This window comes from Vibrio marinisediminis, from assembly GCF_014050145.1.
Lineage (GTDB): Bacteria > Pseudomonadota > Gammaproteobacteria > Enterobacterales > Vibrionaceae > Vibrio > Vibrio marinisediminis.
Window position 1 is genome coordinate 144,674 of the sequence record NZ_JACFYF010000003.1, and the last position, 14,451, is coordinate 159,124.

A 14,451-nucleotide genomic window follows, 5' to 3' on the forward strand; every position below is an offset into this window, starting at 1 on the left:
ACAATGTTGCCAACATTACACCACAAGGCTTTTCCATTGTCACAATTGCCCATTGAAGGCGTGATGCCGGCTCTTATTTCCGGTGTGCGCGACCATTCCCAGTTGATACTTAAAGCCGCTCCCGGTGCTGGTAAATCAACATATTTCCCATTGCAGTTACTTAAGCAAGGTGTTGTCACTGGCAAAATAGTGATGCTTGAGCCTCGTCGTTTGGCGGCACGTAATATTGCGCGTTATTTGGCGCAGCAGTTGGGTGAGTCTGTCGGGGAGCGTGTTGGCTACCGTGTGCGTGGCGAAAATAAAGTCAGCAGTGTGACGCAATTAGAAATCGTTACCGAAGGGATCATGACGCGGATGATCCAAAGCGATCCAGAACTCAATGGGATTGATTTGATCATCTTTGATGAATTTCATGAGCGCAGTATTCATGCTGATATGGGGCTGGCACTCTGTTTAGAAATCCAAGAAGCGCTTCGCGATGACTTAAAGCTGGTGGTGATGTCGGCGACATTAGAGAAAAACGCACTCGAATTATTAATGCCACAGGCGCAATATATTGAGTCGCAAGGTCGTAGCTTTCCGGTTGAATTTCGCTATCAGCCACTAAAAAGCAATGAGCGCTTTGTTGATGCGATGGCAAAACAGATCCAAAACTTGATGGTCTCGGAACAGGGATCGCTGTTGGCGTTCCTTCCCGGCGTAGCCAGTATTCATCAACTGCAAGAACGATTGAGCGGGCTTACTCCCAATATTGATGTTTGCCCTTTGTATGGTCAACTGAGTTTTGAGCAGCAGCAAGCTGCGATTCAATCTGCGGCGTCTGGCAGACGTAAAGTGGTATTGGCGACCAATATTGCAGAAACCTCGCTGACGATTGAAGGGATTCGCTTGGTGGTCGATTCGGGCTTAGAGCGAGTGGCAAAATTTGATCTTAAAACCGGTATCACTAAATTAGAGCAAGTGCGAATAGCTCAATCATCGGCGGAGCAGCGCGCTGGGCGAGCAGGGCGTATGGAGCCGGGTACTTGCGTGCGCCTTTATAGTGAAAGCCAATTAAATCAGCAGCCTAATGTGCCTAGTGCCGAGATGTTGCATTCCGATTTAGCGCCACTAGCGATGGAACTGGCACTGTGGGGGTGTAACGACGTAAACGAGTTAAAGTGGCTTGATACACCGACAAGCAGCTCGTTGGCACAAGCGCGCACGCTACTGTGTTCATTGGGACTTATCGACGACACACTTCAATTGACACCTCAAGGGCAGCGCACGCAGATGTTGGGCTTGGAACCCCGTATTGGTTCGATGCTGGTACAAGCCATGGAGCATGATGGCTGGAGTCATACCGCTATTGCTGTCGCGGCATTGATTGAAGAACCTGAACGGAATGTGGTTGATTTTTCTCATAGTGTGCAACGTTTTAAAGAACGTAAACACAGTAAGCAGAGAGTCGTACAACAAAGAGCCCAGACCCTAGCAAGCAGATTGAAGGTGAAGTTTGAGTTATCGCTTATCAATGAAGGCTTAGTGGCACTGTTATTGGCCATTGCCTTTCCTGATCGTGTTGCCCAGCGTCGCTCGCAAGGAAGCCGTTTTTTACTCGCCAATAATCACGGTGCGCAAATGAGAGAGGATGAGCCTCTTGTTGATTGTGACTACATCGTTGCGATTGATTTGATGCGTAGCCATGGGGATTCAGCCTTTATTTACTTAGCCTGTGAATTGGATATCAATCAATTGCGCGATCAACTGAGTGATCATTTCATCGCGAAAGAAGTGGCGGATTGGGATGATAAGCGCGGGCGACTTATCGCAGAAGAACGAGTTTATTGGGGGGGGTTAATCGTTGAATCTCGCACGCTTGCGCAGCCAGCGGCAGAAAAGATCACCGAAGCACTGTTAAACTACGTACGCCGACAGGGATTAGCGTGTCTGAATTGGACCGACGCCGCCAACGAATTGTTAGCGCGTATTCGTTGCGGCTGTGAGTGGATGCCTGAACAAGCGTGGCCAAAATTTGATGAGTCAGCACTGTTAGATGGCTTGGAAGATTGGCTGTCACCTTATTTGGTTGGGGTTAACTCAGCCAAAGCGCTCAAGCAGGTTAATGTTGCGCAAGCGCTATTAGCGTATTTAGCTTGGCCATTGAATCAGGAGATTGACCAGTGGTTACCTACTCACTTCCAACTCCCTACGGGCAGTCAGAAAAAAATTGTTTATCAGCCTGGTCATGAACCGATGTTATCTGTTCGAATGCAAGAAGTGTTTGGTGAACACAGCTCGCCAACCGTGGCTCTGGGGCAGAAAACCGTAGTACTAGAACTGCTTTCACCCGCACAGCGACCACTACAAAGGACCAGCAACCTTGCAAGTTTTTGGTCAGGAGCGTACCTAGAAGTTAAAAAAGAGATGAAAGGTCGTTATCCTAAGCACGTTTGGCCTGATGATCCGGCTAACCATATTGCAACAACCAAAACTAAGAGACAGTTCAATCAGTAGCCATGACAAATAAAACAACGAAAACGCCGCGTAAACCCGCTGCAAAAACGCCCGCAAAGCGTGGCAAGCCAAGCCCGAGAAAGAAGAAGCCTGTTAAAGCGAACAAGACTTGGTTAAAAACGCTGTGGGGCATTACCTGGAAATTGGGTCTTGTCGGGCTAGCTGTGATGCTATTTATTGGTATTTACCTTGATAGCTTGGTTAAACAAAAATTTGAAGGGCAACTGTTTGAGTTGCCGACCGTTGTTTATGCGCGCATTTTGAATTTGAGCCCAGGCGATGAAATTAGCATTAAAGAAGTACGCAACGAGTTGGATGTACTGAATTATCGCAAGGTGAGCCAGCCTAAATATCCGGGCGAGTACTCCTCTTCCTCAACCAAGATTGAGTTGATCCGTCGACCGTTTGAGTTTAACGATGGTCCCGAGCCAGACCGTCATGTGATGCTGCATTTTGATCAATCAGGTTTAACTCGCATTCAATCGCTAGAGAAAACAGGTGATCTTGGCTACCTAAGAATCGAGCCTAAAATGCTCGGTATGCTAGAGAAAAATCGTGATGAACAGCGTTTGTTTCTGCGCCGTGAGCAGTTCCCTGAAGTGATGGTTGATGCCCTTCTGGTCACCGAAGACAGAGATTACTATAAGCATGATGGTGTTTCGCCTTTAGCGATCGCGCGAGCAATGGTGGTCAATATTAAGGCCGGTCGCACCGTGCAAGGGGGAAGTACCCTAACTCAACAGTTGGCGAAGAACCTATTTTTAACCAGTGATCGCACTTTGTGGCGTAAGATCCGCGAAGCGTATATCGCCATTATTTTAGATTACCGTTATGACAAAGATCGTATTTTAGAAGCTTATCTGAACGAGGTTTATCTGGGTCAAAGCGGTGGTGAAGCGGTACATGGCTTTGGTTTGGCCGCGCGTCTTTATTTTGGTCAGCCGATCCAAGAGTTACGTATTGATCAACTGGCATTATTAGTGGGGATGGTGAAAGGACCTTCTTACTACAATCCGGTGCGTTACCCAGAGCGAGCGAAAACTCGCCGTGATCTCGTGCTGCGTTTGATGATGCAACAAGGTTATTTAACTGCGAGCGAATTTGATCAAGCGGCAAGTCGATCGCTGGATATTCAAGACAATCCGCGCATTGCCAGCCGCCAGCCTGCGTATTTCCAACAGCTTAATATCGAGCTTAAAGAAAAAGTGGGCAGTGCATTTGAAGCCGACAAAGGTTTAAAAGTCTTTACTTCACTTGATCCGGTGTCGCAGCATCAATTGGAAAAAGCGATTCAGAAGAAGATTCCTCAACTGGCAAAAGTAGCAGGCAAAGCACTAGAAGGTGCTGCGATTGCCGTTGACCGACATAGTGGTGAAATACGAGCTATGGTTGGGGGCAAACGCACTGGCTACGATGGCTTTAACCGAGCGCTCAATGCCAGTCGCCAGATCGGCTCACTTGCTAAACCGGCCGTTTACTTAACCGCATTGCAGCAGCCAGATCGCTACAACTTAGCCACCACGTTAAATGACAAACCAATTAGCCTTAAAGGCTCAAAAGGTAACGTATGGTCGCCACGTAACTATGATCGAAAATATCGTGGTGATGTACCGCTTTATCTTGCCTTAGCAAAATCACTTAATGTACCAACAGTGCAATTGGGAATGCAGTTGGGTATCCCTAATGTTATGGACACATTTGCCAAGCTGGGTGTCGATAAACAAGAAATCCGTCCGGTACCATCAATGTTCCTTGGCTCATTCAGTTTGACGCCATTCCAAGTGGCGCAGATGTATCAAACCCTGACTAATTCGGGTAAACAAGCAAAGCTTTCTGCGCTGCGTTCAGTGGTTGATATGCAAGGTAATGTGCTCTATCAATCTTTGCCTGTTGCTAAGCAGACAGTCGATCAGCGTGCAGCTTGGTTAACCACCTACGCAATGAAACGAGGTGTGGCTGAAGGGACGGGACGTTTCCTCAATAGCCAGTTTGCTTTTGCGGCATTAGCCGGTAAAACCGGCACCAGTAATGACACCAAAGACAGTTGGTTTGTGGGTATTGATGGCAGAGAAGTGACCACCATTTGGCTTGGTCGAGATGATAACAAAACCACCAAACTAACAGGCTCTAGCGGTGCATTGCGCGTTTATGCTGAATATTTGCAGCACCGTATTCCAACCAAACTGTTATTACCGTGGCCAAAAGATATTTCTACGATTGGATTTGCTAAAACTGCTAACGGTAATTTAGTCCTTGATTGCGATAACAATTTTAAGCTGCCAGTTTGGGATGAACATGGTAAGTTGCAAAAAGAGTGCAGTAACCAGCCTGCAGATTGGTTGAAGAAAATCTTCACCTGGTAGATTTAAAAGTCCCCCGAAAGATGAGTTTGAATTAACAAGGAAATGTCACCAGTGAAAAAGCTTGGGCTGTTATTAACGATAGTTTCGTTTATCTCTACGACAGCAGTCGCTGCAGAGCAATCAGTGGATGTTGAACGACCTAAAGTGGCACTGGTGTTGGCAGGGGGCGGAGCAAAAGGCGCAGCTCATATCGGCGTATTGAAAGCATTAGAAAAAATGCATATTCCTGTCGATTATATTACCGGAACCAGCATGGGTGCTTATGTCGGTGGCTTATATGCCACCGGTATGAGTGCTGATGAGATTGAAGCACTGATCGTCAGTGTTGATTGGAATAGTGGCTACCGAGATCGCGTTGATCGCAGCCAACGCCGAGTGCGCGATAAAGAATATGAAGACCGTTACCAGCTGACCACCGACATTGGTATTGATTGGGGTGGCATTAAAGGCACTCGTGGTGTGGTTCAAGGGCAAGGTATGCTGCGTATATTGCGTGAAACTACCGGTAATTTGCCCGCTTTTGCTTCGTTTGATGATCTCGCTATCCCTTATCGCTCTGTCGCCACTGACATTATCGAACTTGAGCCTGTTGTTATCGACCATGGCTATGTGGTGGATGCCATGATGGCCAGTATGTCGGTTCCCGGAGTTCTCCCGCCTTACCGTATTGGTGATCAGCTATTGGTTGACGGCGGGGTGACCAACAATATGCCGGTTGATATCGCACGTGAACTCGGTGCTGATGTGGTGATTGCGGTTGATATCAGTACGGATTATAAGCAAGAAGAAGAGTTTACCGATCTGCTGTCAATTGCTGATCAGTTATCTAACTACTTAGTTCGTCGCAGTACTAACCTTCAAGCGGATACGTTAACTGAACGAGACCTATTGTTGCAGCCACAGGTCGGTGACATGGAGACCACCGAATTTGAGCGTATGCCTGAGGCGTATCAAGAGGGCTTACGTATTGCTATGGAGCAACAGCCGCGCCTGCAGTCATTGGCACTAAGCAGCGCAGAGTATCAACGCTATGTTGATGCCAAGCAAGCTGCGCGCAAGCAGCTAAAATATGGCGATGAAACTGTCATCAATGATGTGGTGATCAATAACAATACGCACTACAGTGACGATTTATTAGAGAATCGTTTGAATTTGGAAACGGGGCGAGTTTTTACCACCGAAGAACTTGAACAAAGTATCCAAGATTTATACGCACTGGACCGTTTTGAACTCATCAATTATCGCTATGCCGAGCAAGAGGGCGAAGATGCTCTCGTCGTTGATGTGAATGAAAAATCATGGGGTCCAAACTACATGAATTTTCGCTTCTTCTTAGAAGATGATTTCAATACCGATAGCCAATACTCCATTGGCGTTTCAACCAATTTTACGGATATTAATCAAAATGGCGGCGAACTACGGACCAACGTTGAAGTGGGTACCGATAAGTTGGTCGAAGCGGAGTTTTATAGCCCATTTTTGTTTAACCAGAAGTTGTTTACCACCGTCGGGCTTGAGTACAGCAAACAAAAGCGTAATGCCCCTCTCTCCGGTTTTGAAGATACAAGTCTTGAAGCAACCAAGGACTTTCTTCCCGTCAGTTACAATGAGTGGGTGGCGGAATGGACACTCGGTTACCAAGAAACGCTATGGCGTGAGTTTAAAGTTGGCTTGCGCTACACCAATGGTGACGGGCTGTTTTCAACCCTTCCTTCTTTGGGGGATGTCACTTTTAAGCGTCACGGTGTTTTTGCCAACTACCGTATTGATACCTTAGACAACTATAGCCTGCCTACTCGTGGTATTTACCTCGATCTCAATTATTTGGTATCACGAGATAAAACAGAGGGGGATGCTTCCTCCATTTTTGCCGGCAGTGAAACGGACGTTTCTTATGAGTTGGGTGGCACTTTTACCGCTGCAACCAGTTTTTCTCGCCATACTTTGGTCGCAAATATTGAAGCTGGACTGGTTGAAAGCCAAAACTCCACTTTACCTATCGACCCACAAGAGATTGGCGGGTTCTTACAGTTATCAGGTATCCCACGAAATAGTCTAATTGGTAAAAACAAAGTGTTTGGTAGTTTGGTCTATCGCTACCGTTGGTTTGATAACGATTTTGGTCTATTTACGTCACCATTCTACTTAGGCGCTTCCATAGAGTACGGTGGTGTATGGTCTGATCCTGATATCGGACTGTCAGATGCACCGCTTTATACTGCCGGTTCAGTTTTTGCCGGAATAGATTCACCAATCGGTCCTATCACTTTTGCATATGGCCGCACAGAAAGTAATTTTGATTCAGTGTATTTGATTGTTGGTACATCATTTAAATAAGTGAGTGATAGGTTGGGATTAATCAAAACAATCGTTTGTATTTGGCAAAATTAGCCTGCCAATCGTAGAACTTTAGTCTTAAGTTGCTATGTTGGTCAAAATGACGAGATTTTAATTTATCGTTAAATTTGCTATTATGCCGCCCACAGTTTGGCCTCTCTGGCGCTGTTTATCAGTCGAAAAATAACGACCATATGGCAATGGAGAGCCAAGTTTCCAAGGATGTTTACTCCTCATGTTTAAAACAAACATAAATCGAGGAGAGACCGCAATGAGAGGAAAAAGTCGTGCTTGAAGCCTACCGTAAACACGTCGAAGAGCGTGCTGCTGAAGGAGTTGTTCCGAAGCCTTTAGATGCAGAACAAGTTGCTGGACTTGTTGATCTGTTAAAGACACCACCACAAGGTGAAAAAGAGTTCATTCTTGACCTATTAGAAAACCGCATTCCACCTGGTGTAGATGAAGCCGCTTATGTTAAAGCGGGTTTTCTGACTGCTGTTGCTAAGGGTGAGGTTGCTTCGCCACTAGTTAGCCGTGAGAAAGCGGCTCAATTGCTTGGAACAATGCAGGGTGGTTACAACATCGCTCCGCTCGTAGAATTCTTAGAAGATGAGTTGTTGGCACCTATCGCTGTTAATGCTCTGTCTCATACGCTACTGATGTTTGATGCTTTCTACGATGTAGAAGAGAAAGCGAAAGCCGGTAATCAGTATGCAAAACAAGTTCTCCAGTCATGGGCGGACGCTGAGTGGTTTACCTCTAAAGAGAAAGTCGCGGAAAAAATCACTGTTAAAGTATTTAAAGTGACGGGTGAAACCAATACTGATGATCTGTCACCAGCACCGGATGCTTGGTCTCGTCCTGATATCCCAGTTCACGCTAAAGCCATGCTTAAGATGGAGCGTGATGGTATTAATCCAGACGAGCCGGGTAGTGTTGGTCCTATCAACCAAATCGAAGAACTGCAAAAAGAGGGTATCCCTCTGGCTTATGTTGGCGATGTGGTTGGTACCGGTTCTTCTCGTAAATCGGCAACAAACTCAGTGCTGTGGTTTATGGGAGATGATATCCCTTACGTACCAAACAAACGCACTGGCGGTATTTGTTTAGGCGGCAAGATTGCGCCAATCTTCTACAACACAATGGAAGACTCAGGTGCCCTGCCGATTGAACTGAATGTACAAGAAATGAACATGGGTGATGTTATTGATATCTACCCATATGAAGGTGTTGTTTGTAAGCAAGGTACTGAGATTTCAAGTTTTGAACTAAGCAAAGTTCTACTTGATGAAGTACGTGCTGGTGGTCGTATTCCACTTATCATTGGACGTGGTCTAACAAGCCGTGCTCGTGTATCTTTAGGTCTAGAAGAGACCGATCTATTTGCTAAACCGGTTGATCCTACTGCTTCTGACAAAGGCTATACGCTTGCACAGAAAATGGTCGGTAAAGCGTGTGGTGTAGAAGGGGTGCGTGCGGGACAATACTGTGAGCCAAAAATGACCACAGTAGGTTCGCAAGATACCACAGGTCCTATGACGCGTGATGAGCTAAAAGACCTTGCATGTCTTGGCTTCTCTGCTGATCTAGTGATGCAATCCTTCTGTCATACCTCAGCATATCCAAAACCAGTTGATGTAAATACCCACCATACATTGCCTGATTTCATTATGAACCGTGCTGGTGTTTCACTTCGCCCTGGTGATGGTGTTATCCACTCATGGTTAAACCGCATGCTACTGCCTGATACTGTTGGTACTGGTGGTGACTCGCATACTCGTTTCCCTCTTGGTATTTCTTTCCCTGCCGGTTCTGGCTTGGTGGCTTTTGCTGCCGCAACAGGTGTTATGCCGCTGGATATGCCAGAGTCAATCTTGGTGCGTTTTAAAGGCGAAATGCAGCCGGGTATTACTCTGCGTGATTTGGTTCATGCCATCCCTTACTACGGGATTAAGCAAGGTCTACTGACGGTTGAAAAAGCAGGCAAGATCAATGAGTTCTCTGGTCGTGTACTAGAGATTGAAGGTGTCGAACACTTAAGCGTTGAGCAAGCCTTTGAGCTTTCAGATGCCTCGGCAGAGCGCTCTGCAGCCGGTTGTACTGTTAAGCTATCTCAAGAGTCGATCGAAGAGTACCTAAACTCGAATATCACCATGCTTAAGTGGATGATTTCAGAAGGTTACGGAGATCGTCGTACGATTGAACGTCGTATTATCGCTATGGAAGAGTGGTTAGCGAATCCAGAGCTGCTGACTGCGGATACAGATGCAGAATACGCACACGTGATTGAGATTGATCTTGCGGATATCCATGAGCCAATTCTATGTGCACCAAACGATCCAGATGATGCTCGTCTACTGTCTGAAGTACAAGGCACACAAATCGATGAAGTCTTTATCGGTTCTTGTATGACCAATATTGGTCACTTCCGTGCGGCAGGTAAACTGCTTGAGCAATATGGTGGTCAGCTAGATACTCGCCTATGGGTAGCCCCACCAACTAAGATGGATAAAGATCAGTTAACGGAAGAAGGTTACTACGGTATCTTTGGGCGTGCAGGGGTTCGTATTGAAACTCCGGGCTGTTCATTGTGTATGGGTAACCAAGCTCGAGTTGCAGACAAAGCAACCGTAATCTCGACTTCGACACGTAACTTCCCGAACCGTCTAGGTACTGGGGCTAACGTTTACCTATCTTCAGCTGAGCTTGCTGCAGTCGGCGCAATTCTAGGTAAGATTCCAAGCAAGGAAGAGTACTTAGAATACGCTAAGCAAATTGATGCAACAGCGGCGGATACTTACCGTTACTTGAACTTCCATAAGATGGCAGATTACACCAAGAAAGCGGATGAAGTGATTTTCCAAGAGCCGGCTTAAGCTCTAAATAGTACTCCGAACAACGTTTAGTTGGATGAGAGAAACAAAAAACCGCAGCGATTGGCTGCGGTTTTTTTTATCCGTCCGACTTGAAATTGGAGCATCAAGTCGTTGTGGTTTAAGGGGGAGGCGATTACAGCTTCATCGTGAACATCGCCGCGACATTACGCGCGGTCAATTCAATGTTCTCTGCCGCTTCAGCCATTGCGGTTGGTAGATCAACCGAGCGGTTTACCACGGCGAAGACCGCATCAATACCATGCTCATGCACCACACCACAATCTTGGGTTAAACAACCCGAAATGCCGATCACAGGCACAGAGTGCTTTTTCGCCGCGCGTGCAACACCGATTGGCGTCTTACCGTGAATAGTTTGGCTGTCGATACGACCTTCACCAGTAATGACCAAGTCAGCATCTGCCACAACGTCAGTTAAGTTAACAGCGTCCATGACAATTTCAATACCTGGGCGAAGCTCAGCATTAAGTAGCCCCATTAATGCCGCGCCAAGACCACCAGCAGCACCAGCGCCAGCACGTTCAAGGACATCCTGACCTAATTGTGTTTTGATAATCGCTGCGTAGTGCGCCAAGTTGCTATCAAGTTGCTCAACCATTTCTGGTGTTGCACCTTTCTGTGGACCAAATACTTGCGAAGCACCTTTAGGGCCACACAGTGGGTTATCAACATCACACGCCACTTCTAAACGAACGTGTGCAAGGCGAGGGTCAAGACCACTCATATCAATGGTGTGTAGCTTGCTCAGTTCGCCACCACCAAAGCCTAGTGATTGACCTGCTTCATCAAGTAGACGGATACCAAGCGCTTGCGCCATACCCAGACCGCCGTCGTTGGTTGCGCTACCGCCGATACCAACGATGATGTGTTCAACACCTTTATCAAGTACTGCTTTGATCAGTTCACCTGTCCCAAGTGTGGTGGTGATCAGAGGGTTACGTTTTGCCGGCTCGACCAAGTGCAAACCAGAAGCGGCTGCCATCTCGATGATTGCGGTTTTGCCGTCGCCCATTAATCCGTAGAAGCCGGTGACTGTTTCGCCTAGCGGACCTGTCACGTCATGCTCTAGGATTTCGCCGCCCGTTGCATCAACCAAAGATTGAACCGTACCTTCACCGCCATCGGCCATTGGTAGTTTGATGTATTCAGCGTTTGGCAGGATTTGTTTGAACCCTTGCTCAATTGCAACTGCGACATCCATCGCGCTAAGACTTTCTTTGTAAGAATCTGGAGCAATAACAATTTTCATAGTGATACCTAAACGCCTTAAACAAATAAACCAAACACACCAAACATCATGGTTGAGACAAACGCGATCATTAGACCTACCGCTGACTCATAAGGAATGAGCTTAAGACGCTCACGAATATCCATGTGTACTGCGCCACCTGTTGCGTGGAAGAAGCTGCCGTGTGGCATGTGGTCTAACACGGTTGCACCAGAGTGGATCATTGCGGCGCCTGCCAGTGCAGGTACACCAAGTTCCAAAATTGTGTTGCTAAAGACACTTGCTGCAACTGCTGTACCTGCTGTAGTTGAAGCGGTTGCTAACGACATCATCGCACCTGAGATTGGTGCTAATAGGTAAGAAGGCAGACCCGAAGCGGTTAGGATTTCGATTAACCCACCTTTAAGACCTGAGTTGGCAATAATACCGGCTAAGGTACCTGTACCTAGTAGCATCACGGCGACTGGAGCCATGCGACTTAGACCTGATACGGCAAAGTGGTTTGTGTCGTTAAAACGTCCCATCACTACCGCACCAATAAAGCCACCAAGTGGAAGTGCGATCAGTGGGTCAACGTTAATGCCAGCGATTGGGCGCAGAGCTAATAGGGCAATCGCTACGAGTGGAGCGACAATGGCAGCGCCAAAGGTTGGCAGTTTGCTGTGGTCAACGGACACGACTTCGTGTGCTTCAACCATGCTGCCTTTGTTGGTTAGGCGTTTTGCAATCATGTACGCAACCGCTAGACCAAATAGACCAGGGATTACACCAGCAGCCATCACAGAAGTCAGTGGAACGTTGAATGCGTCAGCTGCGGCAATAGCGTTTGGGTTTGGTGACATGACGTTACCCGCTTTACCACCACCGACCATCGCCAGTAGGATTGCAGCTTTAGAGATGTTGGCACGCTGTGCAATAGCGAGTGCAATTGGCGAAACGGTGATAACGGCAACGTCAACAAATACGCCTACAGCCGTCAGAATAAGGGTAGCCAGTGCCAATGCAAGTAGAGCGCGTGTTTCACCCACTTTCTTAACAATGGTTTCAGCAATCGACGTTGCCGCGCCTGATTCAATTAATACGCCAGCCAGTACACCGGCAGCAAGAATACGCAGAACCGCAGTCACGATACCTTGTGCACCACCAATCATCAGTGAGACGGTATCGGTCAGTGAGACACCACCGACCACACCACCGATTAATGCACCGATGATCATGCCGTATGCAGGTGGTACTTTTCTTAGAATAAGTGCTATCGCGACAACTAGTGCAGCTAAGGCACCGAGAGTAGAGACTTCAACCATTGTAGTTTCCAGCCAAGTGATAAGAGTTATTTTTTGCCGACTATAGACAGCTAGGCGGAAGGCGTCTTTAGATTGGGTAACAAATATTGGCGTGATTACTTCACCATTTTTGTGCATTTGCACAAAAATGGCATTAATGGCGAAATAGATTTAGGGCTAAGTAGAGATGAAGTTTATCATCTAAGGTGTTGATATTTAATGATGTAATCTCTTCAATTCGTTCTAGTCGGTAGCGGAGGGTATTTCGGTGAATATGCAGTAGTTGGCAAGTTTGATAAGCATCACAGTTTTGTGCAAAATATGCCTTCAATGTGTTTACTAAGGTGCCTTTAGTGTCTTTTTTCATCAGTAGATCAAAAGGTGCTTTGAGTTGTTCCACCTTCCAAGACTCTTCAAACAAGCTACTTAGCAATACTGGCAAGCGGTGATTTTGGTAGAAAAACACTTCGCCTTCTTGGTCACCAATCGCATCTAAAGTTAGTTTTGCTGTTTGATAAGATTTACTCAGTCCATCACTGCCCGCAAAATAATCCCCCAAAGCAATCCGAATTTTGAATTTACCCAGTTGGCGCACTCGTTTAAGTAACTTGGTTACGCGTTTACGTTCGCTTTCTAGCGACCAGCCAGTTTTATTTAACTCAATCGGTTTGAGTACCACCACCTCATTGGTTGAAACGGATAAAATACCGACTAAGTTATCGCGTTCGGGAAACTCCAAAAGATGCACTAGCTGCTGTAAGTGCGCTAAAGAGAGCGGCATGCTGTGTTCATCAGGCAACACTTGGACTACCGCAGCAATGCGAGGTTTACTTAAATCGAGATCAAGACGCTCAGCAATGACGCGTATTTGCCCGTCATCCAATTGAGCACCTTGGATTAATTGCATGACTAACTCTTCTCGATGACGTTTATGCCATTCAACTTGCGACATTAACGCAGCCTGTTCAACAATCAACTCAGCAGTCATTTTGACCAACTCACCATATTGTTGCACTGCTTCTGGCTCACCGGAGATGCCGATCACGCCGATCACTTTATCTTGATAGATGATCGGGAAGTTGATCCCCGGTTTCACCCCTTTTAGGTGCTCAGCTGTGGCGGAGTCAATCGCGACGACGCGCTGTTCAGCAATGGCGAGAATCGACCCCTCGTGACGTTGACGAAGTCTGGTTGGGTCGCCTGAGCCAATAATTCGCCCAAATTCATCCATTACATTGACGGAATAAGTGATGATCTTCATCGTGCGCTCAACAATTTGTCGCGCAATAGTTTCGTTTAATTGCATATACGGTGAGTTTTCAGTAGCAAAGTCTGCACGATACCATTGGCATATAATGGGAACAATCCTCCCGCTTAAAGCAAAATGAAGGTGAGAGGGGGGGGGGCTTGATTTGGATATCGCCGAGAATTAAGAGATTACTTGCTTTTGAAATGCAGCTCGGTAAACTCCGCCAACTAATTTTATGGTGGGTTCTGATGAAAAATAGGTTGCGTTTGCTGTGCATGAGCACGCTATTGATTCTCAGTGGTTGCGTGACGTTTCCAACCGATGAATCTAATCAAGTGAATGTTATTTGGGACAATGAAGCCGCTTTGAAAGATTGCCGATATATAGGCACCGTGCTCGGTTCTGAAGGGCATTTCTACGACTATTGGTTACATGCCGATAGTGATATGGTTTGGGGCACACTAAATCAGATGCGAATCAAAGTGACTGATCTTGGCGGAGATACTTTATATCTCTACCAACCATTAGGCTTTAGTAGCTCGGTGACCATGTTAGGCAATGCTTATGATTGCCGTCCAATGACACAAGATGAATGACGGCT

General features: G+C 46.7%; 8 protein-coding genes. 5 read left to right on the top strand and 3 right to left on the bottom strand.

Features of this window, described 5'->3' with window-relative positions:
* Positions 1-3 precede the first annotated feature (3 nt).
* The 4 genes from hrpB (at position 4) to acnB (ending at position 10,072) form a co-directional block, all read left to right on the top strand.
* Entirely contained in the window at positions 4-2,496 is a 2,493-nt protein-coding gene (gene hrpB, locus H2O73_RS07495; protein WP_182108186.1) for an ATP-dependent helicase HrpB, read from the top strand.
* 2 nt (positions 2,497-2,498) lie between these two features.
* A complete protein-coding gene (mrcB, locus tag H2O73_RS07500) occupies positions 2,499-4,859 on the top strand; it encodes a penicillin-binding protein 1B (RefSeq protein WP_182108188.1) in 2,361 nt (786 codons plus the stop codon).
* A gap of 42 nt (positions 4,860-4,901) precedes the next feature.
* A complete protein-coding gene (locus H2O73_RS07505; protein ID WP_182108190.1) occupies positions 4,902-7,196 on the top strand; it encodes a patatin-like phospholipase family protein in 2,295 nt (764 codons plus the stop codon).
* Between the two features lie 287 nt (positions 7,197-7,483).
* Positions 7,484-10,072 carry a bifunctional aconitate hydratase 2/2-methylisocitrate dehydratase gene (acnB, locus tag H2O73_RS07510; protein ID WP_182108192.1) on the top strand — a complete coding sequence of 863 codons (2,589 nt, stop codon included), beginning with the start codon at positions 7,484-7,486 and terminating at the stop codon, positions 10,070-10,072.
* A gap of 133 nt (positions 10,073-10,205) precedes the next feature.
* Here acnB and H2O73_RS07515 read toward each other — a convergent pair whose 3' ends face one another.
* From H2O73_RS07515 to H2O73_RS07525, 3 genes are all read right to left on the bottom strand, one after another.
* Positions 10,206-11,339, bottom strand: coding sequence for a glycerate kinase (locus H2O73_RS07515; protein WP_182108194.1), 1,134 nt, complete (start codon positions 11,337-11,339; stop codon positions 10,206-10,208).
* A 17-nt stretch (positions 11,340-11,356) separates the two neighbouring features.
* Positions 11,357-12,622, bottom strand: a complete 1,266-nt coding sequence (locus H2O73_RS07520; protein ID WP_182108196.1) for a GntP family permease — start codon at positions 12,620-12,622, stop codon at positions 11,357-11,359.
* Between the two features lie 133 nt (positions 12,623-12,755).
* A complete protein-coding gene (locus tag H2O73_RS07525; RefSeq protein ID WP_182108198.1) occupies positions 12,756-13,907 on the bottom strand; it encodes a sugar diacid recognition domain-containing protein in 1,152 nt (383 codons plus the stop codon).
* A 191-nt stretch (positions 13,908-14,098) separates the two neighbouring features.
* Here H2O73_RS07525 and H2O73_RS07530 point away from each other — a divergent pair, with 191 nt between their 5' ends.
* Positions 14,099-14,446, top strand: a complete 348-nt coding sequence (locus tag H2O73_RS07530; RefSeq protein ID WP_182108200.1) for a DUF4156 domain-containing protein — start codon at positions 14,099-14,101, stop codon at positions 14,444-14,446.
* Positions 14,447-14,451 lie beyond the last annotated feature (5 nt).

Bases quoted from the DNA above. Each gene is read 5' to 3' on its own strand.
- hrpB (WP_182108186.1), top strand. From the start codon at position 4: ATGTTGCCAACATTACACCACAAGGCTTTTCCATTGTCACAATTGCCC.
- mrcB (WP_182108188.1), top strand. From the start codon at position 2,499: ATGACAAATAAAACAACGAAAACGCCGCGTAAACCCGCTGCAAAAACG.
- H2O73_RS07505 (WP_182108190.1), top strand. From the start codon at position 4,902: ATGTCACCAGTGAAAAAGCTTGGGCTGTTATTAACGATAGTTTCGTTT.
- H2O73_RS07515 (WP_182108194.1), bottom strand. From the start codon at position 11,339: ATGAAAATTGTTATTGCTCCAGATTCTTACAAAGAAAGTCTTAGCGCG.
- H2O73_RS07520 (WP_182108196.1), bottom strand. From the start codon at position 12,622: ATGGTTGAAGTCTCTACTCTCGGTGCCTTAGCTGCACTAGTTGTCGCG.
- H2O73_RS07525 (WP_182108198.1), bottom strand. From the start codon at position 13,907: ATGCAATTAAACGAAACTATTGCGCGACAAATTGTTGAGCGCACGATG.
- H2O73_RS07530 (WP_182108200.1), top strand. From the start codon at position 14,099: ATGAAAAATAGGTTGCGTTTGCTGTGCATGAGCACGCTATTGATTCTC.